Raw genomic sequence first — 25,911 nt, 5'->3', positions numbered from 1 at the left:
GTCATCCTCTGTTCAGGATCATCCCGAACTCGCGCACTGACAAGACGCGGTTGAATTCCAAAATGCAGATCGTCAACGTTTATATGCCCGCATGACGTGGGGACATTCACAAACGAACAAACTGCAAAGCCGACAAATCCGGCGGGTGCTCCTGCACCCGCCGACGATCAGTCTGAAGAGCAAGACCCGTTAGCGCACGGGAATGCCATATTGCAGGCCACCCTTGTTCCACTGGGCGTTAAGACCACGTGCAATCTTGAGTGGGCTGCCGGCACCGATATTGCGTTCGAATATCTCACCATAATTGCCAACACCCTTTACGATCTTCACCACCCAATCATTGTCGAGGCCAAGATCGGTGCCGATCTTCGTGTCTGCTTCCACACCAAGGAGACGCTTGATGTCCGGGTTGTCGGACTTCTTCATCTCTTCGACATTGGCTTGCGTAATGCCGTATTCCTCGGCATTGAGCAGCGCATTATGCGTCCAACGAACGACATCTGCCCACTTGGGGTCACCCTGACGAACAGTCAGGCCAAACGGCTCTTTGGAGATGATTTCCGGCAAGATGACATGATCATCCGGATTGGCGAGCGCCAGACGAACCCCATAAAGACTGGACTGGTCGGTCGTATAGGCGTCGCAACGGCCGGAATCGTAAGCAGCATTCGCTTCTTCGATCTTCTCAAAAACAACCGGGTTATATTCCATCTTGTTGGAACGGAAATAGTCGGCCATGTTCAGCTCGGTTGTCGTGCCGGCCTGAACGCAGATGGAAGCGCCGGAAAGCTGCAATGCGGAATTGATGCCCGACAGCTTCTTCGAATTGATCATGAAGCCCTGGCCGTCAAAATAATTGATGCCAGCAAAATCAAGGCCGAGCGCAGTGTCGCGGCTGATTGTCCAAGTCGTGTTACGGATCAGGACATCCACTTCACCCGACTGCAAAGCCGTGAAACGCTCCTTCGCGTTCAGCGGCGTGAACTTCACCTTGGTTGGATCACCGAAAATCGCAGAAGCCACAGCACGGCAATAGTCCACATCGAAGCCAGACCACTCGCCCTTATCATTGGGCGAGGCAAAGCCAAGCAGGCCCGTGTTCACACCGCATTGCAGAAAACCTTTGTTCTTCACATCGGAAAGCGTATCTGCCGACGCCCCTGAAGCAGCAGCAAACAACGCCGCTAAACCCACTACCCCTGTCAAAACAGTTTTTTTCATCTGGCCTGCAACCTTTATGTTCCCGGGAGATCGTGAGGCCAAACAGCCCAACGTCTCTGTTGCTTATTTTCCGCAAAATTCAAGAGAGTCCTTTATAGAGACCTCCCCAATCCCTTGCATCATGCAGGCAACCCTTGCCCGGAGTCGTTATCGACTCTCATTTTGTTTGGGCTCAGTGAAGCCTGCCACCTTCACCACTCTATCGAAGGCGATATTTTGGTTTTGGTCAAGCTATTAACGCGAGAGAAAAAAACCATTCTTCAAAAAAATGACCGCGTGACATAGCAATTTTTACATGCTTTCCCGGTTTTTGTGTATTTACTCCCAACTTATCGGAGTAACTTTACGGTAAAAAAATTAGTCAATACAAACATATGTTTAGATGAAATGCCGCATGAAATTAAACGTGAAAAACGTTGCTGTTCCGTCAAAATCAGACTTTTGGCATCATGCTATCATTATCAACTGAAAAAATAATATTTCGCGTGGCCATGAAGCGAGCAACCCACCATGTCGCAATAAAGCCAATTGCAAACCCAGCAACGACATCTGTCGGATAATGCGCCCCAGCCGCGAGCCTGCTGATGACAAACAAGAGGCACACAGGTGCAGTCAGAGAGCGCCAGCGCGGCAGAAAAATCCACAAGGAGACGAGCATTATGCCCGCCATCATGGAGTGGCCTGACGGAAAGCTTTCATAAGAATGCTCGCCGCGAAACGGGGCAAAATAGGCAGAACCAAGCTCATCAAGCAGAAGCGGCCTTGCCCTCCCAATGGCAAGCTTTCCGATCTCGGTGGGAATGCTGCCGACAACGATAGAAGCCAGAACAAGCGTCGCCCATCCATGCAAACGAACGAGCAATTGTTGGCAAACAAGACGAATTCCCGGTGAAAGCAGCAATGCCGTTATCAGCCAGACAAGAATAGCAATACCAAGCCACACAACTGTGCGAATCAAATCAGTTATGGCGCGCAGCAGCTCCATGACAATAAAATCACTATGCATTGCAGCGCGAACGATCTGCGCGTCCCATAGATGCAGGACCAGCAGCACGAAAGGCAAAAGCACGATAATTGCCGTCATTTCCATCGTCCAGCTGGACGGTGCACCGGCATAAGCCGGCCGTACTAATGCTCTTAAGAGTTCCAACGCGGCACGAAATGGATAAAGGATCGTGCTCGTGGCTTTGCTCTCATTCATGTCGGGGATACTCTTTCCTTAGCGCGCTTTTCGCTCTGATTGCATCAGATCGGCGCTCTAACTCTTCATTTTAACGCATCTTTGTCCGAAAACCGTTTCACACTTTTCGGGATGCGCTCTAAAAGCGGATACAGATACCTTCTCTGCGGCAACCGCAAACAAGAATCGATTGATCAGCATGCAACATGGCCTGGAGGCAATTTCGTGACTAACAAGCAGAACAAGACAGAAAAGCTGGGCATAAACACACGCTTGGCCCACAACGGCTATGATCCGAAGGACTATCATGGCTTCGTCAATCCACCTGTTGTGCGGGCTTCCACGGTGCTGTTTCCAGATGCTCAGACCATGGCAACCAGCAATCAAAAATACACCTATGGCACACGAGGAACGCCAACGAGCGAAGCCTTGTGTAAGGCTATTGATGCACTTGAAGGTTCTGCCGGCACGGTCTGTGTTCCATCAGGTCTGGCAGCAGTTACGGTGCCACTTCTCGCCTTTCTGTCGCCGGGTGACCATGCGTTGCTCGTCGATTCCATCTACAATCCAACCCGCCACTTTGCCGATACGATTCTCAAGCGCATGGGCATAGAGGTTGAATATTATGATCCTGAGATCGGCAGTGAGATCGCAACCCTTATGCGTGCCAACACCAAGGTCGTGTTTACGGAATCCCCTGCATCCAACACATTCGAAGTGCAGGACATTCCGGCGATCGTGGACGCCGCCCACAAAGCGGGTGCCATTGTTATGTTGGACAACACATGGGCGACACCGCTCTATTTCAAGCCGCTTGATTTTGGCGTGGATATTAGCATTCAAGCCTCAACAAAGTATCCTTCCGGTCATGCCGATATTCTGTTCGGCACGATTTCTGCCAACGAAAAATGCTGGCCGCAATTGCTTGAAACCCATGGCACACTTGGGCTGTGTGCAGCACCGGACGACACCTATCAAGTCCTGCGTGGTTTGCGCACCATGGGCGTGAGACTGGAACATCATCGTAAAAGTGCACTTGAAATTGCCCATTGGCTCGAAAGCCATCCGGCTGTTGAGCGTGTATTGCATCCCGCACTCGAAAGCCATCCCGGTCATGCGCTGTTCAAGCGGGATTTCAAAGGCTCATCCGGGGTATTTGCCTTTGTTCTTAAACGCGGAGAGCGAAAAGAAGCACATGCGTTTCTCAATGCACTTGAGATTTTCGGCCTCGGTTACTCATGGGGTGGGTATGAAAGCCTTGCAAACGAGGTCGGACTGAAAGACCGCATGCTCGCCACGTCCACATATCCCGGTCCGGTTATTCGTTTGCAAATCGGTCTGGAAGATGTGCCTGACCTGATCGCCGATCTCGAAAAAGGCTTTGCTGCGATCTGATCGCGCTTCAACAATCAGAGTGGTTCTATCAATACGCTGCTGAGCAGAGCCACTTTGACGCCCACATTACTTGCCATTTATATACAACATTAGGCATATTTAAATATTAGAAATTAAAGAAAATAGACCGCTCGCTTACTTCCAAATTGAGCTGGAATATTTATACTTGAGACGGTGGGAAACAAAAATCGGCTTGAACCTGTGTCATCGTGGAATTTAAGTAAAAAATCGCTCTGCATCGTCTCGCAAAGCCTGCTTGCCCTTCTTTTTATCATTGTTGCAGCCCTACCCTCGAATGCGCAGGATGCGCCATTGCGGCAGGTGAAGGTTGGCGTTTATGTCAGCGAACCATTCGTCAACAAACAGGGCGAGACATTCAATGGAATGGCGATAGACCTCTGGAACGACATCGGCGCGCGTTTGGGGCTTCTTTCACGGTTTATCGAATATCCCAACTATTCCGCGCTCGTGGAGGCCGTATCCAAAAATGAGGTCGACGCGGCTGTCACCAATCTCACCATCACAGAAAAACGCGCGGAAGTGGTTGATTTTACGCATCCATGGTTTGACGCCGGTCTGCGTATCATGGTGCACACGCAAGCTGGCAATGGCTGGGAAGACCTGATCAGCGATCTTGAAGATGCCGGTCACCTGGCAACCTATGCATGGATTGGGATTGTCATCCTGATTGCCACGATTCTGCTGACGATCTTTGATCGCAAATTCGATCAGAATTTCCCACGCCGTTGGATGGAAGGTCTGGCCGAAAGCTTTTATCATGTGGTTTCGCTTGCCACATCCGGCAAAAGCACGCGCAAAAATCTCTTTGGCTGGGCGGGTCGAATATGGCAGGCTTTCTGGCTGATCTTTGGCATCGCCCTCGTTGCCTATGTAACATCGTCCGTCACAAGCGTCATGACTGTTGCCCATATATCCAATAATATCAATAGTCTGTCTGATTTGCAGAATAAGACTGTCGGCGTACGGACGGGAAGCATTGCACAGCAGCTTTTGCAAGCCCGCTCTATATCGACTGTAACTTTCGATCATCTTCCAGAGGCTGTCGCGGCACTCACCAATGATGAAATTTCAGCAATTGTCGCCGATAGCCCGGTGCTGGAATATTATACCCACAGACATGCAGGCGAACCGGTAGAAATCGTTGGAAACATATTCAGCCCTGATAAATACGGTTTTGCTTTCCCGCGTCACAGTGATCTCGTAAAACCAGCTTCAATCGCGATCATCAGCTTGCAGGAGAATGAAGAACTGACGGCTTTGAAAAACAAATATTTCGGGCCACAGGAATAGTTACGACTTCACCATTTGATGTGTGTTTTCGGCTTTCCAAAAAATGATTATGATTCTTTAGCCGATGCTGTAGAACACCGTCGAGTGCATAAAACTTATCGGCGAGAGACAAACTCTGATAAGTTTTATGCGTTGCGTAAAAAGCCTTAGAGCGCCGACCTGATTCATGGAGATCAAGATGCGCTCGTGAATTCAGGTGCACAATGCACCAAAGGAAAATGCCATGATGAACTGGATATTCGTGTTGCAGGGTGTCATCGCCGTTGGGCTGGCAGGCTTCGCCATTGCCGTCATTCTGCGTCACCGCCGCCGCTAACCCATTTCCTGTTTTGATTGAATTGCTGGAAATGCTGTCTCCATTGGTTTTCACGCATTGTCCTGCGCAAAACCGCTGCGCACTTTTGCTGGAAATGCCTTAGCTATTTATTTTACGCATTGTCCTGCGCAAAACCGCTGCGCACTTTTGCTGGAAATGCTCTAAATCACCGGCAATATAACTGCCAACGGGAACCTCTTGCACATCTTCATCGTTTATTAACCAATAGAGTTGTTCAGGGAACCCTCCGATGAGACCTTCTTTCAAAGCAGTACTCTTGGTTTTAGGCGTCTTTTCCGCGAGCGCTGCACAGGCAGCAAATGCTATTGTAACAACCAATCTGAATGTTCGCACTGGACCGGGCACGGGATATGCCGCTCTTGGCAGTATTCCGAGCCGGTCCCCTGTCACTGTTCAGGCGTGCACTTCCGGCTATGGCTGGTGCCAGATCAATTATGGCGGATTATCTGGCTGGGCATCCTCACGTTATCTCGCCATGCGCGAAGGTTCGAGTGGCGGTTACTCAAATAATTTTGACAATACAGCAGCGCTCATCGGTATACCGTTGATTGCCGGTGCCGCCCTTGGTGCAGCGCTTAATGATCGCAATGACCGGTGGGACAATCGTCGTTATGAGCGACGAAACTGGAACCGCGGTCGTTGGGACCGCCGCAACGACTGGGATCGGGGACGCAACTGGGATCGACCTTATAGGGGCGACCAACGTTTTCGGTTGAGATCCAGCGATAGAGGCGATGGCCCGCGAGGACAATAGACTTAATTTTGCTGAATACAAAACGCCGCAATGTATGCGGCGTTTTTTTATTGTAGAAGCATCAGATGTGGCGACCGAAACCATTCTTTTTAGAACATAGTCCGACCGGAGCGAAGCGAAGATCGATAAGATTATGCTTGAAAAAGAAAACCTTAGAGCACTGATCCCATTCATTCAGATCACTGCTCTCAATGGAAATCCAAAGCTGCAACCAAGAAGAAGAGTAGGCTCACCTACCGTTCACGAACCGACAGTTGTCATAATCCATGGCACTGCGGCAACTCATAATCGGGATAAAATTATGTCTGATGAAATCGTACGCGACAGCAACGGCACGCAACTCAACGATGGCGATTCTGTTACCCTGATCAAGGATCTGAAGGTAAAAGGTACATCCACCACCCTCAAGCGCGGAACACTCGTGAAGAATATTCGCCTCACGGGCAACCCCGACGAGGTTGATTGCAGCACCAAACAGGTCAAAGGACTTGTTCTGCGCACCGAGTTTTTACGCAAGGCGTAAACGCGCCGCCTGCCTCGTTATAAGTGTTGAAACTGTAGCGCGCTACGATGCATTCTTGCGCGCTACACACGTTAAAACTCGGATAAAAATGACGGCAGCCAATAATTTTAATGGAAATTTTGACTTAATCTGATCTATTCTTCCTTCAGGGAGAAGGTCGCCTTTCCGTAATAAAGGCGAAGAAATATTCAGCATACTAATTTGAACTTTATCGCGTTTTTTGCGAGAAATTGAAGATACCCGTGGGATATTTTCCTCTGCTTCGGGTCGAATTTCGTGCCTCATTATAAAACACCGCGTCCGAGACATGAGGATAAGGTGCGGCGTTTAGAAGCACTCAAAAATAGAGTTTTGATAATTAGCAGTATATAATATCCAATAAGCATAATTATAAAACAGCTTTTCATGCGTCCGATGTCAGGCAACCAGAGCTTTGTAAAGTAAAGCTCTGTGATTACGGACTAGAAAAGGAGGGGGACTAGTCGTGGTAAACGATCTGGTAGTTGATCTTTCACGCATTCAATTTGCGGCAACAGCCTTATATCACTTTCTTTTTGTGCCACTGACATTGGGCCTGACTATTCTGGTCGCCATTATGGAGACGGTTTATGTCACAACAGGGCGTGAAGTTTATCGCCGTATGACACAGTTCTGGGCAAAACTGCTTCTGATCAATTTTGCACTCGGCGTGGCAACGGGTCTTACGATGGAATTCCAGTTCGGCATGAACTGGTCATTCTATTCCAGCTTTGTGGGCGATGCGTTTGGTACTGCATTGGCCATTGAAGGGCTGATGGCATTTTTTATGGAATCGACGTTCCTTGGACTGATGGTGTTTGGTTGGGATCGTCTGACCAAAATGCAGCACCTGGTTGTCACCTATCTGGTAGCGCTTGGCTCAAACCTTTCTGCTTTGTGGATTCTTGTCGCCAACAGCTTCATGCAGAGCCCCAAAGGGGCGGACTTCAATCCTGTCACCATGCGTATGGAGCTCAGTAGCTTCTTCGATATGTTCTTCAACCCGGATGCGCAGGCGAAGTTTGTGCATACCGTCCTTGCCGGATATGTCACCGCTGCAATTTTCGTTTGTGGCATCAGCGCTTTTTACATGTTGCGCAACCGCCATATGGATATTGCCAAGCGTTCGTTCCGCATTGCCGCGTTGTTTGGCGTGCTTGGAACCGGTGGTGTGCTGACGCTTGGCGATGCGCTGGGTTTTGTCGGCGCCCATGCGCAACCCACCAAGCTTGTCGCGATGGAAGCGCTCTGGGAAACCGAAGAAGCGCCGATGGCTTTTAATGCCATCGCAATTCCCTCACAAAGCGAACAACGCAATCTGTTTGCCGTTAAAATCCCGGCAATGCTTTCCATCCTCGTGACGCACTCGCTGGAAGGAACCGTACCGGCTGCGGATGTGCTGGAAGCGCGTGCCAAAAAACGCATTCTGAACGGTATCCCCGCAATCGAGGCCATGCAGATTTTGAGCGCAAATCCGACGGATGCGGCAGCCCTTGCCAAGTTCGATCTGCATAAGGATGATCTCGGCTACGGCTTTCTCGTTCAGCGTTATGCACCTGACGGCGACATCACACGCATAACGGATGCCGATATCGACAGAGCAGCAAAAGACACGATACCTGAAGTCTGGATCATCTTCTGGTCGTTCCGCATTATGGTAGGGCTTGGCCTGCTGATGCTCGGTTATTTCGTCCTATCCTTCATTCTCACGCTGACCAATTCCGTCCATCATTATCGCTGGTTCCTGCGCGCTTCGGTGTGGATGATCCCAGTGCCATTTATTGCCTGTGAAATGGGCTGGCTGGTTGCGGAAGTCGGGCGACAACCCTGGACGGTCTATGAGGTGCTGCCGACATGGCTGTCAGCATCAACCCATACGGTCGGCTATATGATCGTGTCACTGGCAGGCTTCATCCTGCTCTACACAATCTTCGCCATCGTCGAATTGTTCCTCATGCTTCATTTCATCCGCAAAGGCCCGGATGGGCCGGAAGAAGCAAGCCCTGCAACCTCATCAGCTCCGGCTGTGGCTTATTAAGAAGGAGGTTCTGCCGTGGATATTTATTTCGCGCTTCAACTGATCTGGTGGGCTCTTCTCGGCGTGCTGCTCATGGGGCTTGCCATCATGGTCGGTATGGACATGGGTGTGGGTACGGTGCTGCGTTATGTCGGACGCAGTGACACCGATCGCCGCGTGGCCCTAAACATCATCGGCCCTCACTGGGATGGAAATCAGGTCTGGTTTATCCTTGGTGGTGGCGCCATCTTTGCCGCTTGGCCACTGGTTTATGCCACAGCCTTCTCCGGCTTTTACATCGTCATGCTGGTTCTGCTCTGGAGCATGATCGTCCGGCCGCTTGGATTTGAGTATCGAAGCAAATTGCCATCGCCACGCTGGAGAAATGCCTGGGACTGGTGCCTTTTCATTTCCGGGTTTGTGCCCATGCTGGTGTTTGGTGCCGCTATCGGCAACGTCATTCAGGGCGTGCCCTTCAATTTCGACTGGCGGATGACGTCCTATTACACCGGCAGCTTCATCGAACTGTTCAATCCGTTCGCAATTCTTTGCGGGCTTCTATCCGTGTCGCTGTCCATTTACATGGGCGGAGCGATGCTCATGAGTGGCGGGCTTGGCGAACTTGCGCAACGCGCACGCAAAGCGGCGTTGCTCGGTGGCGTTCTGGCGATTGTTCTGTTCAGTATCGGCGGTTTGTGGGTTTCGGGCATGGATGGATATCACATCGTTCAAGGCCCAAATCCGGGCGTGCCGCAAACACCGCTTCATCAGGTGGTCGAGCGTATACCGGGTGCGCTTTTGTCCAATTTCCATAGCTACGCCATTTTATGGGGCATCCCTGCCCTTGCCTATTTTGGCATTGTTTTTGGACTTCTGGCGATTGCCGCACGCCGCGCTGTGCTCGGATGGTGGCTTGGCGCAATTGCATGGATTGGCGTCATCGCCACCGCAGGCGTTGCCATGTTCCCGTTCCTGATGCCTTCAAGCACTCAGCCGTCCCACAGTCTGACCGTGTGGAATTCCGGCTCAAGCCAGCTGACACTGATGTGGATGCTTGGCTTCACCGTTATCTTCATGCCGCTGATCGTTATGTATACGAGCTGGGCCTTCTGGGTTATGCGCGGCAAGGTGGATTCCGAGCAGGTCAAGGCCTCTCACCACGCATTTTAAGGAGACCATGATGAGCGTATTCTGGCGTTTTGTGCTGGCAATGATCATCGCGGTCATAGCCATTCTTGTTGGCATTATTCTGGGTGATTACGGACCTTGGTATTTGTCGTGGCTTCTTGGCACAGGATTTATGATCCTTGTCGCAGCACTCGGCGGCGTTTTGTTCGAAGAACAGGAGGATGGCGCACGCAAAGAGTCCGACGGATCTGAAAAAAAGAAGTCAACAACGACCCCGAGACAACTCGAATACTAGTGGTCTGTATGCCCACCGGCGGGAACTGTTTCACGAAAGCTCTTCCGGGCAACCCGCTGGCGTCCGGAACCTTGTGCTGAGGAGATTACGCATGGCTTCAGGCATTTCGCGTCGCGATTTTATCAAATTTGGCAGTGTTGCTGGCATAACCGTCATGCTTGGACGCATTCCTGTTGCAAACGCACTGGAAGTCCATTCGGGACCGACATCGACGGATTGGATCGGCAAGGATGGCAAGGCGCGCTTCCGGTGGGATGGCGTGCGCAAGGTGACAGGGCAGAAGAATTTTGCACGGGACTATCGTGCACGCAACATTCCCGGATGGCCGAAACAGCAAAGCCATGCTTTCATGCTCAAGGCGACCAAAGCAGATCGTAGTTTTGAAGGCGTTGACCTTTCCGTCCTTGGTGCTAATCTGCAACCAGACAAGCTTCTCCTGCAGGAAGATCTGGCCCGCGACGGGCTGAATATCCCGCAGGATACCAATATGGGCAAAGGCTTTTACGGCTACAATATTCTGGTGCCCAAAGGTGAGACACCACCCATTCTGGGGCATCCCGTTGCTATCCTGATTTATAAGGATTTTGATCGCTTCGATGCTGCAAAGCGGCTTTTGCGCTTTGAAGACCGTGCAGTTGTTTACGGCGAAGAAACCGGCCCCAGACCACCAGCCAATTACGGTGCCGGTCGCTATGTGCGTATTGGCGGCGACACACCTTATAACGCGTCAAAGTTTTCGCCATTTCAGGATGCTGGAATCAAGGGTGGATTTGACGGAAATACGCCTGTCTGGCCGCCTTATGCGCCCGAAAAAGCGGTCGCCGTTCCGCCTGTCATTCGCAAAGACAGAGGCGGCGGTTTCATTGAAGCGCTGCAACGCGCAGATGAAAAGCCGGATACACAGGGTATTGCCATGGACTATGCCCGCGCAATTTCCGATGAAATTGATGCCGCGCGCAACAATCCCGACAAGTTTGTGCTGGAGCGGCATGGTTTTTCGCAATCCATCGATCCATGCGCGATGGAACCGGACAATTGCAATGCGTGGTATGATGCATCCACCAAAACCATGCATGTGATGACCGCAACGCAATCGCCGACCGGCATTGTGAATGCCGTTGCGATGCTTGCCAAAAACAACAAGCTTTTTCCGGTCGAAAACATCGTTCTTCTGACCGGATCAACCGTCGGCTACGGATCGAAAGATTATTCCGTATTTCCGTTCTATGCGATGGCAGCGTGTTTTTATGGTGATGGCCGTGCCGTCCGCATGGCCAATGATCGTTATGAACAGTTCCAGATGGGCATGAAGCGCCATGCCGTCGAGATGGATGTCTCCATCCTTGCAGACCGCAAGACGGGCAAGTTTGAGGTGCTCAAAGGCTTTTATAGCTGCAACGGCGGTGGTCGTGAAAATCTGTCTGTTGCGGTTTCACATGTGGCAGCGCGTGGCGCACAATCGATCTACTATTTTCCTAAATCCGATTTGACGGCGCTGGCCATGGCGACACCCGCCGTTGAGGCCGGTTCCATGCGCGGATTTGGTTCGCTGCAATCCATGGCCGTGACGGAACTGATGGTCGATGAAATTGCAAATGAGCTCAAAATCGATCCGATTGAGCTGCGCCGTCGCAATGCAATTCTGGAAGGCTATCCCAATACGCAGGGTGGCATTATCGCCGGCGACCCGCGCAATGTTGAAATGCTTGATCTGGCAGCAAAACACCCGCTCTGGCAAAACCGCGAGAAAGCCAAGGCGGAATTTGAAACAGCAAACCCCGGCAAACTTTATGGCGTGGGCTTTTCGCAGGTACAGCAGGTTTATGGTTCCAGTGGCGTTCCAACCGCTTTGGTGCTTGAATTTGATGCGGATGGTCAATTGACCATGCGTCATTGCGTGCAGGAAATCGGAACCGGCGGCACCACAGCGCAGCAGGTGATGATCTGGCAGGCATTGGGCAAGGCGCCTGATATTGTCGATTTCGGCGTGACCGAGTTTGAGCAACTGCCCCTATACACCAGTTATGCCGATCAGAAAAAACAGGACGAGCTCGCCAAGAGTGATCCGTACTGGACGCCTGCGCTGATCCCCGACATGAGCTCTTCCAGCGGGGTTTATTATATTGGTTTTGGAACGCGCCAGGCTGGACGTTTCCTGCTCGAAAACAGCCTGTGGCCTGCCGCAAAGGCGCTCTGGAGCGAAGGGGTTGGCGGTGGTCCGCTTCAAAGCCTCAATGTGGAGCTGTCGGATATTCGTGTCGGGCCCGATGGTATCGGTGGCGGCGGTATGAAGCCGATCCCGTTTGAGCGACTGGCAAAAAAAGCCCACGAAATGGGGCTGATCACCGGTGTGGCTGTTCATGCCTATAGTAGCTGGCAATGGTCGAGGGCTGAATTCGACATTCCAACGGTTGGCAACAGAACGCTGCCGCTTGATGCTATTGCCGTGCGCTATGGCGATGGTGCGTCTGAGGAACTCAAAAGCCGAATGACCACAGCAGGTTATGAGTTTATCAAACGAAAGATCGCCTATTACCCGCCCACAAAACGTGCGGGTGCGGATCCCACAACTGTGACCCCAGCAGCCTGCCTTGTTGAACTCAATGTCAATGCCTTTACCGGCCAGGTGCAGGTCATGCGCCATCATATGATGATGGCACCAGGCACGATGATTGTGCCGGAACTGGTATCGGGCCAGATACAAGGCGGCACCGCGATGGGGCTGGGGCATGCATTGATGGAAGAAATGCCGCTCTATGATGATGGTCCCGGCAATGGCACATGGAACTTCAATCGCTACACGCTCCCCCGCGCCAAAGATGTGGCAGTCTGGAACCAGACCACGGATTATCTTCCACCACTGTCAGAGACATCGCCCCCCAAGGGCATGGCTGAACTGGGCATGATCCCGATTTTGCCGGCAACCAGCAATGCGATTACCCATGCCACCGGAAAGCGGTTCTATGAATTCCCGATCACACCGGAAAAGATAAAGAGGGCCTTGTCATGAGCATCGAAAAACGTCCGTTGTCGCTGACTATCAATGGCAAGCCAATCGGCCCGGTTGAGGTTCCGGTTGGCATGCCAATGATTGATTTTCTGCATGAATATCTGGATTTGACCGGAACGCATTTTGGTTGCGGTCAAGGTATTTGCCATGCTTGCACTGTCATGGAATTGCAGCCTGACGGTAGCAAAACAGAAAGCCGTACCTGCATTTACGATGCTCATTTCTTCAACGAGAAATCGATCATCACAATCGAAGGTCAGGCCGAAACGGATGCCGATGGCAAGGTTTTGAAGCTGACACCCATTCAGCAGGCTTTCATTGACCACTTCTCTTTCCAGTGCGGATATTGCACGCCGGGCTTTGTGGCGGGAGCGACTGTTTTCATTGATCAACTCAAGCGCCAGCCTGTCCGGCGCGAAGATCTTGAAGGCGCCATAGAAGAAGCGCTGGACGTCCATATCTGCCGCTGCACAGGCTATGTGCGTTATTATGAAGCCATCCGCGATGTGGCGCTTGCCACACCCGGTTGCGTGATCGGATAGGAGTTCCAACGATGAAAAGCCATAGATTGCGTAATTCGATCTTAGCCATCATCGTGTTGGGCGCAGTGGTTGCGCTTGCCATTCTGTTTGGCCTTTTCCGCATGTCGAGCGTTGCTCCACAGGCAGAGCAAGCGATGTCACCGGAGCAGATGAAAGATCTGATCCCGCGGGGACGCGAACTTGCACTGGCTGGCGATTGCTTTGGCTGCCACTCTTTGCCCGAAGGGCCAATGGCGGCAGGTGGTGTGGCAATCGGCACACCATTTGGCACTGTTTATTCCACGAATATCACCCCGGATAAGCAGTATGGTATCGGCAATTACACACGTGCGGACTTTCATCGCGCGCTGCGCGATGGAATAGCGGTGGGTAAGGGCAATCTGTATCCGGCAATGCCCTTTGTCGATACACATATCACCACGCCTGACGATCTGGATGCGCTCTATGCTTATATGATGAGCATCCCTGCCATGCCGGTGGCCAACAAGGAAAACACCGGCGTATTCGTGCTGCCAGTGCGCCCGTTTATGAACTTCTGGACGTTGCTGAACTTCCCGGATCGCAAAGCACCGCATAATGAACAGCGTTCGGCAGAATGGACCCGTGGCGCTTATCTTGTCGAGGGTCTTGCCCATTGCGGTGCCTGCCATACGCCACGCAATATCATGATGGGCAGCGACTTTTCCCGCGCTCTGCAAGGTGGGGAAGTTGATGGTATGGCTGTCCCTGATATAACCACTGCTGCTCTGGCCAAACATGGCTTTGATGTCGAGACACTGAGCCAGTATCTGCAAACCGGCATCGCCCCTCAGGGCACTTCGTTTGCCGGCATGAACACCGTGACGCATTTTTCTACAAGCGTTATGGAAGCCGACGACGTCAGGGCGATTGCAACCTATCTGTTGACCGATGAACAGGGCAAGATCGCCAAAGCCTCTGCACCGCCTGCGCCCTTACCGGAAGCCGCGGCCCCTGCCCCCGGAAGTGTTATGGATACAGGCAGACTTGCCTACATATCGGCCTGCTCCGGCTGCCATGGTGTAAACGGCGAAGGCATCCCGAATGTGGCGCCCTCTATGAAGGGCAATGCAACGCTTGCGATGGATAATCCACAGACCCTGATCAATGTTGTGGTCAACGGCATTCCAACGCAGACTTTCACCAATGGTCAGCGCATGTATGCCATGCCGCCTTTTGCACATCGTATGGATGACCCAGAGATTGCGGCACTCATAAGCTGGATCAGAGCTGAATGGGGTGGGCAAAGCACACCCGTTACTACGCAAGCGGTGATGGCGCAGGAAAGCGCAGTCGATTAAGAAGAGGCGGGTCTGGAAAAACAGATCCGCCGCTATAAGAAATTTCTACAAAAATACATGGCCAAACCCAAAGACTGTAAGCTGTTTTGTAATGCTATCGGATCACGCCGGAGGGCATAATGGATTCACATATTTCACGTCGTAATTTTATCAAGCTGGGAACAATTGCCGGCATTGCTGTGATGATTGGACGCCTGCCCGCAGCACATGCAGAAGAGGTACAATCCGGCCCAAGCGCGTCTGACTGGCTGGGCCAGGATGGAAAGGCACGCTACCGCTGGGATGCCATTCGTAAGGTAACGGGTGACAAGACCTTCTCACGCGATTATCGCGCCCGCGATCTCGAAGGCTGGCCAAAAAATCAGGCGCATGCCTTTTTTATCAAGGCGACTAAAGCCGATCGCGCATTTGAGACGGTGGATCTCTCGGTTCTGGGTCCCGATTTACAACCTGATCGCCTGATCCTGCATGAAGACCTTGAACGCGACGGCATTCTGGCCCCGCAACCCGAAGGGCTGGATGAAGGCTTTTATGGAAAGTATTTTCTTTTGCCCAAGGGCGAGACCGCGCCCTTACTCGGACAGCCGGTTGCCCTGCTCATTTACCGCGATTTTGATCGCTTTGATGCTGCCAAACGCCGTTTGCGCTTTGAAACGAGCGTGGTGAAATATGGTGCTGAAACAGGACCAAAGCCACCAGCCAATTACGGCGCGGCCCGTTATGTGCGCATCGGCGGGGATACGCCGTCAGCCTCATCTGTTTTTTCGCCGATTCAGGATTCGGTGATCTGGGGCGGCTTTGACGGCAACACGCCAACATGGCCATCAGAAAGCGCAACGGGCGTTTTCGTCCCCACTTCGGTGACCACCAAACATCGCGGCGGTGGTGGCGTGCGTGACCCGCTTGCTGTCGCGCGTGAAAACTATGAACCAATGCAGCGCGGCATGAATGCGGCTGCCGACATCGAAAAAGCCATTGATGCTGCACGCAAGGACGACAGCAAATTTGTGTTGGAGCGGCACGGCTTTTCGCAGTCCATTGATCCGAGTGCCATGGAGCCTGATAACGGCAACGCCTGGTATGACGCCAGCACCCGGTCGCTTCATTTGATTGTCGCCGCACAGTCACCTTTTGAAGTGGCACGGGTAGCGGCATTGATCGTCAAGGACAACAAGCAGTTTCCCGTGGAAACGATTAAGCTTTTGACGGGAACAACAGTCGGGTATGGCTCAAAAGATCATTCGATCTTCCCCTTCTATTCTCTCGTCGCGTGTTTATATGGCGGTGGTTTGCCCGTGCGGTTGGCCAATGATCGTTACGAACAGTTTCAGCTGGGGATGAAACGCCATTCGATCGAAATGGATGTAACAATCGTTGCTGATCGCAAAAGCGGAAAGTTTGAAATCCTGAAAGGATTTTACAATTGCAACGGTGGCGGGCGGGCCAATTTCTCATTCTCAGTCGCACAGGTTGCTGCCACCGCCGCACAATCTATCTATTATTTCCCGCAATCGGACCTCACAGCCATAGCGCTGGCGACACCAGCCGTCGAAGCCGGTTCCATGCGCGGCTATGGCACCATTCAGGTCATGAGCATCACCGAATTGATGGTGGATGAAATTGCGGATGAATTGGGTATCGATCCCGTGGAATTGCGCCGCCGCAATGCCATGCATGCCGGTGATGAAAACACCCAGGGCGCACAACCGCTCGGCGATTTGCGCAATGTGGAAATGCTTGATCGTGCTGCAAACCACCCTCTGTGGCTTAACCGGGAAAAAGCCAGAGCCGAGTATAATTCAGCCCATCCCGGCCGACTTTACGGGGTTGGGTTTGCGCAGGTGCAAAAAGATTATGGCTCCGGTGCAGACACAAGTGCCTTAGCCCTCGAATTTGACGCAAATGGTCAATTGACAATGCGCCATTGTGTGCAGGAAATCGGCACTGGTGCCACGACTGCACAGCAGGTTATGGTCAGAAAAATGTTGGGCAAGGTGCCTGATGTCGTCGAATTTGGCGTGACTGAATTCGCTGAGCTGCCCATGGTCAGCAATTTCTCGCCCTACACAACCACCCAGCCCCAACAGGATGAGCTTGAGAAGGACCCATTTTGGGTGCCGTTCACACTTCCGGCGATGAGTGCCTCCAACAGCGCTTATTTCCTTGGTTTTGGCACACAGCAAGCTGCACGATTCCTGTTTGAAAATACGCTCTGGCCTGCTGCCCGCGCGATCTGGAGCGAAGGCGTTTCAGGTGGGCAGATAGCGAGCGGTGTGATGACACTCGGCGATCTTCGTGTTGTGGAGGGCGGCATTGGCGGCAGCGGCATGGAAACACTGTCGTTTGAACGCCTTGCCAAAAAGGCGCATGAAATGGGGCTGATTACCGGTGTGGCGCTTCATTGTTTCAGCCGATGGGAATGGGCCACTGCCGCATTTGATATACCCGGCACAGGAATTCGGGAATTGCCTGTCGACCTTCTCGCCTTGCGTTATGGCGATGGCGCTTCCGACGATCTCAAAAGCCGCATGACGACCGGAGGCTATGATTTCCTCAAACGCCGCAGCGTCAACTATCCGCCTGTTCAGCGCAACAATGCCGGTGTCACAACCTATACGCCTGCGGCCTGTCTTGTGGAATTGAACGTCAATAGCTTTACCGGTGAAGTGGAGATTATGCGGCATCACAGCCTGCTTGATCCCGGAAGCATTATCGTTCCACAACTGGTTTCAGGCCAGCAGCAAGGCGGTGTCGCGATGGGTATTGGCCATGCTTTGATGGAGGAACTGCCGCTTTATGATGATGGTCCGGGTGACGGGACGTGGAATTTTAATCGCTATACGCTCCCACGCAGTAAGGATGTCGCGGTTTGGACCCAGACAGCGGAATATCTCGACCCACTCTCTGACAGCTCACCGCCAAAAGGCTTGGCAGAAGTGGTCATGATCCCAATTGTCTCTGCCATTGGAAACGCCATCACCGATGCGACAGGCAAGCGCTTTTATCATTTGCCGGTCACACCGGAAAAGATCAAAAAAGCGTTGGGTGAGTGAGTTTTTCGGGAACTTCGGCAAAGAGCGGGGAACGCGCATGAAGCCAACGGGACAAACTGAGTTCGCGGATACGAAAGAGGCTGTGCGCGCCGTTTCGATCAACGAAAATGACTTTCCTTTGATGCCAGCCCTATCCGCTGAATGTTGCGCTCTTGCCGTGATCGTGGGTGTTGAAGGCCCATCCTATCGCCGTTGCGGTGCTGCAATGGTGATCGATGCCTCTGGTCGCAGCTGGGGAAATCTTTCCTCCGGCTGCATCGACAAAAGTGTCGCGCTCAATGCGAAAAAGGCCATGGAAACCGGCAAAGCCATGCGCGTGCGTTACGGCAGCGGTTCGCCTTATTGGGATGTTCCTCTCCCATGTGGTGGAGCGCTCGATATTCAGATTTTTCCGTTTCCTGACAAACAGCTTTTGAGTGTCGTTGCAGCGCAACTCAAGGCACGAACGCCAGCCATGCTGAGCTTGGGGGAAGAAGGAACTTTGTCACTTAATCCGGCCGGCGTGGGCCTGCAATTAACAATCCTGCCGCAGATCAGGGTTTTGATTTTTGGGACAGGCATGGAAACAGTTTGTTTTGCCGAACTCGCGCTTGCTGCCGGTTGTCGGGTAGAATTGTTCTCGCCAGACCCGAACGTGCTGACGCGTTTTTCCTGGGCCTCGCCTCTTGTTACAAACAATTGGCCCGAGAATGTCGAAATAGACAACAGAACTGCCGTTGTAACGTTCTTTCACGATCATGATCGCGAGCCGATAATTTTATCTAAGGCACTCAGCAGCCTCGCATTTTTTGTCGGTTCGCAGGGCAGCAGACGCGCCCATGTGAAACGATGCGAAACGCTCGGCGCTCATAATTGTTTGCCAGAGCATATCGAAAAGCTGCGTTTTCCCCTCGGGCTTATTCCATCGACTCGTGATCCCCATACGCTAGGCGTATCGGTGCTTGCGCATATATTGCAAAATGCGACGGATGGTACGTTTTCAGGCATGCATGCAGAAGACGCGCAATGAGAGGGGCTGCAAAAATTGCAATACTTGTTTTGGCTGCTGGCAAATCCCGGCGGTTTGGCGCCGGAAATAAACTTCTTTCGCGCTATAACGGAAAACCCTTAGCAGCCCATGTGGCAGCGTCCCTCCAGGGGCTGCCATTTAGTTTTGGTGTCATTGTTGCAAGCGATCCTTCGGTTGCAGGCCTATTCAGGCACACAGGTTTACGCCCTTTATTTCCCAAGAACTCATCAACGCAAAGCCAGAGCCTGAGGGCCGGGTTACAATACGTAAAAAGACGCGGAGCGAGCCATGCGCTTCTGTTGCTTGGCGACATGCCATATGTCCCCAGACAACACCTGAGAACAATGATGGCGAAGGCTGGACCTCATCCACTCATGTCTCATAACGGAAAGTCGTCGCTGCCGCCGGCCTTGATACCGCAACACCTGTTTGGAAAACTCCAGCACCTGCATGGAGATACCGGTGCAGGCGGAATTCTCATGCGCCACCCATCCACTGTGCGGCTCCCGTTAGATTCCAGACAAGCAGTTGATGTTGATACCAAAACGAAATGACGATGAAATCGCTGACTTCGAATGCATTTCAATCTTGTTGAAGCATCATTTTATCGATCCATGCTTCGCTCCAATAGGCACGCAACAGCAGGATGAAAAGCAACTATTCTGTAAACCGCCCCAAAAAACGGTAAACTGCTCCCGCACGAACATCGAATAAACGATTGAAAAGTAATGGCGATCCCGACTGGATTCGAACCAGTGACCTACGGCTTAGAAGGCCGGTGCTCTATCCAGCTGAGCTACGGGACCTCACCATCAGAACCCGGCCATAGCATGAAGCATGAGGCCGGGAAAAGCTGTTAATGCGTCCAAGGCTGGGCGCGATAGAAGCTGAAGTTATCCGAATAGGAAACCTTGCGGCGCTTCACTTCGTGCGGCTCGATCACGCGATAAGCAATGCCGTTACGGGTCGCGTATTCGATTGCGTCTTCACGGCTGTCAAATGACAGGCGAATCTGGCTCTTCATATCGCCGGATGATGTATAGCCCATCAGAGGCTCAACCTTGCGGGCGCTCTCCGGCTCATATTCCAGAAGCCAGTTTTCTGTTTTGGCTTTACCAGACTGCATTGCGGTCTTAGCTGGACGGTAAATACGTGCAACCATTTGAAGAACCTTGATCCAAATCTTTTGCTGACGCGCATATCAATGGCGACAATTTCATCAAGGCAATAGTTTACACATCACATCATGTCAACGCGATAAAGGCGCACGCCACAGCATCTGCCTGCGACATACTTCATCTTTGCAAACTGTCTTGAAGAAAATGGTCGGAGCGAGAGGATTCGAACCTCCGACCCCCTGATCCCAAATCAGGTGCGCTACCAGGCTGCGCTACGCTCCGTGCTTTGTAAGCGGCCCTTCCCTAGTTAATCGACAGAAATAAAGCAAGCGATAAAAAGTGCCTTTGCGAATTTTATTCACATTCATACGCTTATTGGCGTTTTTGGTTTAAACAAAAAGTCGGAACAAATCACCAGGCTGGGGCGTTTCAGTTGCATCTTCACATTTTCAGGAGTTTCAGAGTGAATCGCAACGGTCTTTATCTGGTTATAGGTGCTCTTATCGTCATCGTGGCCGGATTCGCGGTCTATACCTATCAGGAAGAAACGAAGCCTTCCGGTATAGAGATGAAAATCGGAGAAAATGGTGTCTCCATTCAGGAGAACTAATCCCTTAGTCTGAAATGCGCGTCTAATATCCACATTTGTCGGATACTTAATCGAGTTAAAAACATATAAATCGATTAAGATTTCAATCGCTTACCGTTTGTGATGCAACTATTTTTCGCGGTCCGTGTTAATTGGCTTGTCAAGTCAACAGAGGCTCGAAAATCGGGAGTATCGAAATGGATATGCAGAATTCAGATGCGCTTTACCGTCGTCACGAAAATGAATGGGCAGCATTTCGGGATGCCGTTCAGCAAAAAGAATTGCGCCAGAAACGCGACGAGCCCGCATCTGCTGACTCTTTTTCGGGAAGCACGTCGTCTCAACCGGAATAGTTGATCAGACTGTCTTTTAACAAACGCCGCGCAAGCGGCGTTTTTTATTGTCCACCAGCATCATGAAACCTTAAATTCAAGAAAATTGACTTGGGATTTCAAGCTGCTGCGCTACGTTCCTTTCATCTTCACCCCATAAGGATAGCGAAATGTCGGTACAAAAAGTAGCAATCGTCACCGCAGCCGGCAGCGGCATGGGTGCTGCATCTGCAAAGCGTCTTTCGCAGGATGGCTTTGCGGTCGCGATTTTATCATCTTCAGGCAAAGGCGAAGCACTTGCCAAAGAACTGGGCGGCATTGGCGTGACCGGCTCCAACCAGTCGGTGGATGATCTAAAGAAACTCGTCGATCTCGCAGTCGAAAAATGGGGCCGTATCGATACATTGGTCAACAGTGCCGGTCATGGCCCACGTGCGCCTATTCTCGATATTACCGATGAAGACTGGCACAAGGGTCTTGATACTTATTTCCTCAACGTCGTGCGCCCAAGCCGCCTTGTGGTGCCTTACATGCAAAAGCAGAAATCCGGCACGATCATCAATATATCCTCTGCATGGGCTTTCGAGCCAAGCTCGATGTTCCCGACTTCGGCGGTTTTTCGGGCAGGCCTTGCTTCTTTTACGAAGGTTTTTGCAGACACCTATGCAGCAGACAATATCCGCATGAACAATGTTCTGCCGGGCTGGATCGACAGCCTGCCTGCCACCGAAGAACGCCGCGACAGCGTGCCATTGCAGCGCTACGGAACCAGCGAAGAAATTGCTGCAACCGTTGCATTTCTTGCCTCTGAAGGTGCCGCTTATATCACGGGACAAAATCTGCGCGTTGATGGTGGCCTCACCCGCTCCGTTTAGGTTCGGCTTGTCCGCAGTAACCAAATGCGAAGGAAGACGAGCTAGTGTCTTCCTGTCGCGATTCGGACACCGTTACGAGCAGGACAGGGGACATAGAAATGGCACCACGCAAACGGAGTTCCCGCCCGACAAAACGCTCAAGTGGGCGTTCAGGCGGGCGCAAAACCAGTTCAGGCTCATCCGCACCAATATTGGCGCTCGGCGCAATATTGGGTCTGGGTGCTTTTAGTCTGTGGGCAACGGCACAACATAAAAGCCCACAAGCCGCCATTTCTGCGCTTTTCAAACAGAGTGCGCCAAAGACCGTCTCTTCTGCCCCTGCAAAGACAGAGACCCGACAGCCTACCGAAAGGGCAGTGATCGAGAAGAAAACGCAATCCAGAGATTATGCGGGCGCGGCTGGTCCTGTCCCTCGCCCTGCGGCACCCGTTGCGCCTGCACAGCCCAAACCTGTGCAGCAAGCCGCCATTCAAGCGCCTAAGCCGCCGATGCCAACGCAGAAGCTCGTCCCACCGCCCCCGGCCTCTGCACGTGCTTTGCCAATGCCGCCGCGCGGTACAAATGCAGCCGCACACTCGCCATCCGTGGTCTATGCAAAGACGAAGCTTATCATTCACAAAAATGCCTGGGATAAGTCGCCTTCAATCGGCACTGTGGATAAAGGGCGCGAAATGCGCTCCTATGGCAAAACAGGTAGATGGCACCGTGTTGTTGTGCCCTCGACCAATATGATTGGCTGGGTGCATGAAGAGCAGCTGCTCGGTGGCCGTAGCAAACCTGACAGCGCAGGGATGATCACGGGATCGGTTGCCAAAAAACCACAAGCGCCCGCCCCAGCGGTGCCCGTGGTGCAGAAGACACGCATTCAGCCGCCGATGGCCGTTGGACAGAAGAACTAAACTTTCTGCGCAGCTTTCGCCATGGCTGCGATTTGGGGATCACCCGGCAGATAGTTAAAACCAATTGCAAGCAATGATGCGGTATCGGCGACCATATCGCCGAACAGCTGTTCATAAAGCGTCTTCCTGCCGACCAACGTCAGCAAAATATTCATAAAAATGGCTGGCACCGGCAGCAATCGCGACGGACGCCCCATCGCGGCACGTGCTTTTGATACAAGCGCGCGTGTTGAACGTGGTTCCGGCTCGGCAAGATGGAATATCTGGCCCGAAACTGCATTTGAGGGTGCGCTGGCCAAAAACACCAAGGCGCGCGCCACATTTTCCAGTGAGACAAAACTTCTGCGATTGTTGGCAGCGCCCAATGGCAAAGGCAGGCCGCTGTCGCAAAGCCGCATCAAAGCGCGCAGATTGGCCTTCGCATCCGGTCCATAGACAAGCACAGGACGCGCAATCACCACTTCGATACCACGCATGGCAAGCAGAGCAATTTCGGCCTTGGCTTTGGCACGTCCATAATCGTCACGCGGGGCAAGCGGCATATCCGGCGTAAGCGGCGATGGGTTTTGTGCAATCGTGTAGATCGTCGAGACAAAAATGAAGCGACGCACACCGGCCTGTCGGGCTTTTTCGGCAAGTTCAACTGCCAGGCGATGATTAACGGCATCAAAGGCCTCTGCCTGTGGCCTGCCCGCCCCTGTGCGATGCGCAAGGGCAGCACAATGAATAACCGTATCCACGCCATAGAAGTCGGGGTTTGAAAGGTCATTGCGAGACAGAGCAAGGCTTGCATGGCCTTCTTGCGCCAAATGTCCAAGAACAGCGCTTCCGATAAATCCATTGGCTCCGGTGACGGCGATCTTCATTCATCACCGTGACCGCTATCCGACAAAACCTGTGCGGCCAACGTGCGGGTTATGCGGGTTTTTTGTTCAAGTGCCACGCGATCAAGGCGATCAACAATCTGGATTGCCGACAAAAGTGAGCGCTCGATCCGGCTGACCAGATAGCTCACCACATGCGGCTCGACGCTGATTTGGCGGTCGGCGAACAGTTTATGGATGACGCCGCCAAGCAGCATATCGTCCGGCTCTGAAATCTCCACGACTGTTGCAGCCTTCAGACGCGATGCAAGATCGGGGAGCTTGACGTTCCAGTTGGCAGGTAGAAGACGCGACGTCATCAAAAGCGACGGCCCCGGTCCGAGGGCGGCGTTCTGCCGGACGCTGTTTATGAGATGAAACAGACCTGTTTCGTCAAAAGCCGCTCCACCGATATTGTCGATCAAAACCGGATATTCTGCCGCCCCCGTCACCACATCATCGCTGATGGCTTTCGGATCGGCCAATAATGCATCTGTTGCCGCACGCCAGACTTCTGCCAGATGCGTTTTGCCCGCACCTGTCGGCCCTGCAAGGATCACCACCGGCGCAACCCAGTTCGGCCAGCGATCAATCAGATCCACCGCAGCACGGTTCGACCCCGTGACGATAATATCTTCGCGGTGATAGCCGGGTTGATGCACGAGATCGAGCGGAATTTGACGCGGGGCGTCACTCATCGCTTTCTCCTGTGCTTTCAACCGGGTTACAGTTCGATTTCATTTTTCCTTGCCTGCATTCTCGCCAGCTTCGATCAACAACCCTTTATCGGAATGCGAACGCTTAAACGCCGGGTCGTACATCGGAGAATGGAGATAGCGATTCAGCGCAAATCGCACAAGCACCCCGACTGCCGCCGCAGCAGGCACGGCAACCAGCATTCCGGTGAAGCCAAACAGGGAACCGAAGGCGAACAGAGCAAACATCAGCCAGACCGGATGAAGCCCGACCGATGAGCCAACAAGCTTGGGCTGGAGGATATTTCCTTCCACGAACTGGCCCAGGAAAAACACCCCTGCAACAACCACAATCGCAATCCAGTCCGGCCAGAACTGCACCAGCGCAACACCGATGGCGAGCGCCAGTCCGATAAAGGATCCGATATAGGGGATAAAGCTTATAACGCCGGCGAAAAAGCCGATCAGCAGGCCAAAATTAAGACCTGCGAGTGTCAGGCCGATGGCATAATAAGTGCCGAGGATGAGGCACAAAGTACCCTGCCCACGCACAAAGCCTGCAACCGCCTTATCCATGTCACGCGCGATACTGCGAACCGTATAAAGCTGTCTGCGCGGCACCCATGAATCGATACGATCAACCATGCGATCCCAGTCGAGCAGCATGTAGAACGCAACCACGGGCGTGACGATGAAAAGGCCTGCAATATCGATCAGAGATTTCCCCGAATTCCACAGGGATTGCAGCAAAGTGGAAAGAAAACCAGCCCCTTGCTGGAGCAGCGAGCTGAGATTCTCCTGAATGACTGAGCTGTCGATGCCAATATAACGCTTGAGCCACTGGGAATTTTCATTCGCCATCAATGCCTGAAGCTGCGAAATGTAATCGGGTAGTTTGCCGATCAAATCCACGAGCTGCGTAGCCAAAATCGGAATGATGATCATCAGCCCGACCACAAGTATGATCAGAAAAACGAGCAGGATGAAAATGGTTGCGGCCAGCCGCGACAATCCCAACTTCTCCAGCCGGTCCGCAACCGGATCAAGGAAGTAAGCCAAAGCCATACCGGCCACAAATGGCAGCAGAACCGGGCTGAACACGACCAAAAACAGGATGAACACCAATATGGCACATGTCCAGAACATGGCCTGACGACGCACGACCGAACCGGTGAAGCCACCGACTTCGACATTGACGTGAATGTCGCCATCACGCGCCACAGCATCCGATTGCTGTATGGTTTTGCTCGTGGCATCGGTCACGGGCGCTGGTTTCTTGGCCATATTCATCCATTCTCTGAAAAGGCAGGTTGTGAGCTTGTCCGATAAATAGTCATATTACTATTGTTATAAGCACTGGGCGAGGATGATAGTTAGTCCAACGCAGAAAGATTGCAATGGATGTGCGCGGTGCAAGTTTGAACGTGG

Annotated in this window: 23 protein-coding genes and 2 tRNA genes; 17 read left to right on the top strand and 8 right to left on the bottom strand. The window is 52.4% G+C overall.

Annotated features, from left to right (window positions below; translation table 11 throughout):
• Positions 1–189 precede the first annotated feature (189 nt).
• Together VBH83_RS06980 and lpxE are read right to left on the bottom strand one after the other, a co-directional pair.
• Positions 190–1,221 carry an amino acid ABC transporter substrate-binding protein gene (locus VBH83_RS06980; RefSeq protein WP_265983361.1) on the bottom strand — a complete coding sequence of 344 codons (1,032 nt, stop codon included), beginning with the start codon at positions 1,219–1,221 and terminating at the stop codon, positions 190–192.
• A gap of 433 nt (positions 1,222–1,654) precedes the next feature.
• Positions 1,655–2,422: a lipid A 1-phosphatase LpxE gene (gene lpxE / locus VBH83_RS06975; protein WP_396996921.1), complete on the bottom strand. Its 768-nt coding sequence runs from the start codon at positions 2,420–2,422 to the stop codon at positions 1,655–1,657.
• A gap of 204 nt (positions 2,423–2,626) precedes the next feature.
• Here lpxE and VBH83_RS06970 point away from each other — a divergent pair, with 204 nt between their 5' ends.
• The 13 genes from VBH83_RS06970 (at position 2,627) to VBH83_RS06910 (ending at position 19,666) form a co-directional block, all read left to right on the top strand.
• Positions 2,627–3,796, top strand: coding sequence for a cystathionine beta-lyase (locus VBH83_RS06970; protein ID WP_396996919.1), 1,170 nt, complete (start codon positions 2,627–2,629; stop codon positions 3,794–3,796).
• 201 nt (positions 3,797–3,997) lie between these two features.
• Positions 3,998–5,107 carry a transporter substrate-binding domain-containing protein gene (locus tag VBH83_RS06965; protein WP_396996917.1) on the top strand — a complete coding sequence of 370 codons (1,110 nt, stop codon included), beginning with the start codon at positions 3,998–4,000 and terminating at the stop codon, positions 5,105–5,107.
• 566 nt (positions 5,108–5,673) lie between these two features.
• A complete protein-coding gene (locus VBH83_RS06960) occupies positions 5,674–6,198 on the top strand; it encodes an SH3 domain-containing protein (protein ID WP_396996915.1) in 525 nt (174 codons plus the stop codon).
• Between the two features lie 301 nt (positions 6,199–6,499).
• On the top strand, positions 6,500–6,721 hold the full coding sequence (locus VBH83_RS06955) for an alkylphosphonate utilization protein (RefSeq protein ID WP_094506899.1): 222 nt from the start codon (positions 6,500–6,502) through the stop codon (positions 6,719–6,721).
• A 484-nt stretch (positions 6,722–7,205) separates the two neighbouring features.
• Complete coding sequence (locus VBH83_RS06950) at positions 7,206–8,777, top strand: cytochrome ubiquinol oxidase subunit I (RefSeq protein ID WP_265983353.1); 1,572 nt, start codon at positions 7,206–7,208, stop codon at positions 8,775–8,777.
• A 15-nt stretch (positions 8,778–8,792) separates the two neighbouring features.
• Positions 8,793–9,926 (top strand): cytochrome d ubiquinol oxidase subunit II, encoded by a 1,134-nt coding sequence (cydB, locus tag VBH83_RS06945; RefSeq protein WP_265983350.1) that lies wholly within the window; start codon positions 8,793–8,795, stop codon positions 9,924–9,926.
• 10 nt (positions 9,927–9,936) lie between these two features.
• Positions 9,937–10,179, top strand: coding sequence for a hypothetical protein (locus VBH83_RS06940; RefSeq protein ID WP_265983348.1), 243 nt, complete (start codon positions 9,937–9,939; stop codon positions 10,177–10,179).
• A gap of 91 nt (positions 10,180–10,270) precedes the next feature.
• Complete coding sequence (locus VBH83_RS06935) at positions 10,271–13,189, top strand: xanthine dehydrogenase family protein molybdopterin-binding subunit (protein ID WP_396996912.1); 2,919 nt, start codon at positions 10,271–10,273, stop codon at positions 13,187–13,189.
• Positions 13,186–13,731, top strand: a complete 546-nt coding sequence (locus VBH83_RS06930; protein WP_396996910.1) for a (2Fe-2S)-binding protein — start codon at positions 13,186–13,188, stop codon at positions 13,729–13,731. Before VBH83_RS06935 ends, VBH83_RS06930 begins: the two co-directional genes overlap by 4 nt.
• A gap of 11 nt (positions 13,732–13,742) precedes the next feature.
• On the top strand, positions 13,743–15,050 hold the full coding sequence (locus VBH83_RS06925; RefSeq protein ID WP_396996908.1) for a c-type cytochrome: 1,308 nt from the start codon (positions 13,743–13,745) through the stop codon (positions 15,048–15,050).
• A gap of 119 nt (positions 15,051–15,169) precedes the next feature.
• The gene (locus VBH83_RS06920) at positions 15,170–18,103 is read left to right on the top strand and encodes a xanthine dehydrogenase family protein molybdopterin-binding subunit (RefSeq protein ID WP_396996906.1); all 2,934 of its coding nucleotides are present in this window, start codon (positions 15,170–15,172) and stop codon (positions 18,101–18,103) included.
• 37 nt (positions 18,104–18,140) lie between these two features.
• Entirely contained in the window at positions 18,141–19,112 is a 972-nt protein-coding gene (locus VBH83_RS06915; protein WP_265983340.1) for an XdhC family protein, read from the top strand.
• Complete coding sequence (locus VBH83_RS06910; protein ID WP_396996903.1) at positions 19,109–19,666, top strand: nucleotidyltransferase family protein; 558 nt, start codon at positions 19,109–19,111, stop codon at positions 19,664–19,666. Before VBH83_RS06915 ends, VBH83_RS06910 begins: the two co-directional genes overlap by 4 nt.
• Before the next feature lie 175 nt (positions 19,667–19,841).
• On the opposite strand, the gene VBH83_RS06905 is transcribed toward VBH83_RS06910, so the two are convergent.
• From VBH83_RS06905 to VBH83_RS06895, 3 genes are all read right to left on the bottom strand, one after another.
• Positions 19,842–19,918, bottom strand: a tRNA-Arg gene (locus VBH83_RS06905).
• A 50-nt stretch (positions 19,919–19,968) separates the two neighbouring features.
• Positions 19,969–20,274, bottom strand: coding sequence for an ETC complex I subunit (locus VBH83_RS06900; RefSeq protein WP_265983338.1), 306 nt, complete (start codon positions 20,272–20,274; stop codon positions 19,969–19,971).
• 161 nt (positions 20,275–20,435) lie between these two features.
• A tRNA-Pro gene (locus VBH83_RS06895) sits at positions 20,436–20,512 on the bottom strand.
• A gap of 181 nt (positions 20,513–20,693) precedes the next feature.
• Between VBH83_RS06895 and VBH83_RS06890 the strand changes: the two genes are divergently transcribed.
• From VBH83_RS06890 to VBH83_RS06875, 4 genes are all read left to right on the top strand, one after another.
• The gene (locus VBH83_RS06890) at positions 20,694–20,840 is read left to right on the top strand and encodes a hypothetical protein (RefSeq protein WP_265983337.1); all 147 of its coding nucleotides are present in this window, start codon (positions 20,694–20,696) and stop codon (positions 20,838–20,840) included.
• 176 nt (positions 20,841–21,016) lie between these two features.
• On the top strand, positions 21,017–21,172 hold the full coding sequence (locus VBH83_RS06885) for a hypothetical protein (protein WP_396996901.1): 156 nt from the start codon (positions 21,017–21,019) through the stop codon (positions 21,170–21,172).
• Positions 21,173–21,321: 149 nt separating this feature from the next.
• Positions 21,322–22,026, top strand: coding sequence for an SDR family oxidoreductase (locus VBH83_RS06880; protein WP_265983334.1), 705 nt, complete (start codon positions 21,322–21,324; stop codon positions 22,024–22,026).
• Between the two features lie 98 nt (positions 22,027–22,124).
• Positions 22,125–22,925: a hypothetical protein gene (locus VBH83_RS06875; RefSeq protein ID WP_265983332.1), complete on the top strand. Its 801-nt coding sequence runs from the start codon at positions 22,125–22,127 to the stop codon at positions 22,923–22,925.
• Here the strand turns inward: VBH83_RS06875 and VBH83_RS06870 are convergent.
• The 3 genes from VBH83_RS06870 to VBH83_RS06860 are packed head-to-tail and all read right to left on the bottom strand — an operon-like array spanning position 22,922 to position 25,767.
• Complete coding sequence (locus VBH83_RS06870; protein ID WP_265983331.1) at positions 22,922–23,791, bottom strand: NAD-dependent epimerase/dehydratase family protein; 870 nt, start codon at positions 23,789–23,791, stop codon at positions 22,922–22,924. The two genes, VBH83_RS06875 and VBH83_RS06870, sit on opposite strands and share 4 nt — an antisense overlap.
• Positions 23,788–24,486 (bottom strand): DnaA regulatory inactivator HdaA, encoded by a 699-nt coding sequence (gene hdaA / locus VBH83_RS06865; protein ID WP_265983329.1) that lies wholly within the window; start codon positions 24,484–24,486, stop codon positions 23,788–23,790. Before hdaA ends, VBH83_RS06870 begins: the two co-directional genes overlap by 4 nt.
• Positions 24,487–24,525: 39 nt before the next feature.
• Positions 24,526–25,767, bottom strand: coding sequence for an AI-2E family transporter (locus VBH83_RS06860; RefSeq protein ID WP_265983327.1), 1,242 nt, complete (start codon positions 25,765–25,767; stop codon positions 24,526–24,528).
• Positions 25,768–25,911 lie beyond the last annotated feature (144 nt).

It is taken from the genome of Ochrobactrum sp. S1502_03 (assembly GCF_044435015.1).
GTDB classification, from domain to species: Bacteria; Pseudomonadota; Alphaproteobacteria; order Rhizobiales; family Rhizobiaceae; genus Brucella; species Brucella chromiisoli.
The sequence above is the reverse complement of the archived record's forward strand: the minus strand, read 5'-3'. Positions and strand labels throughout refer to the sequence as shown.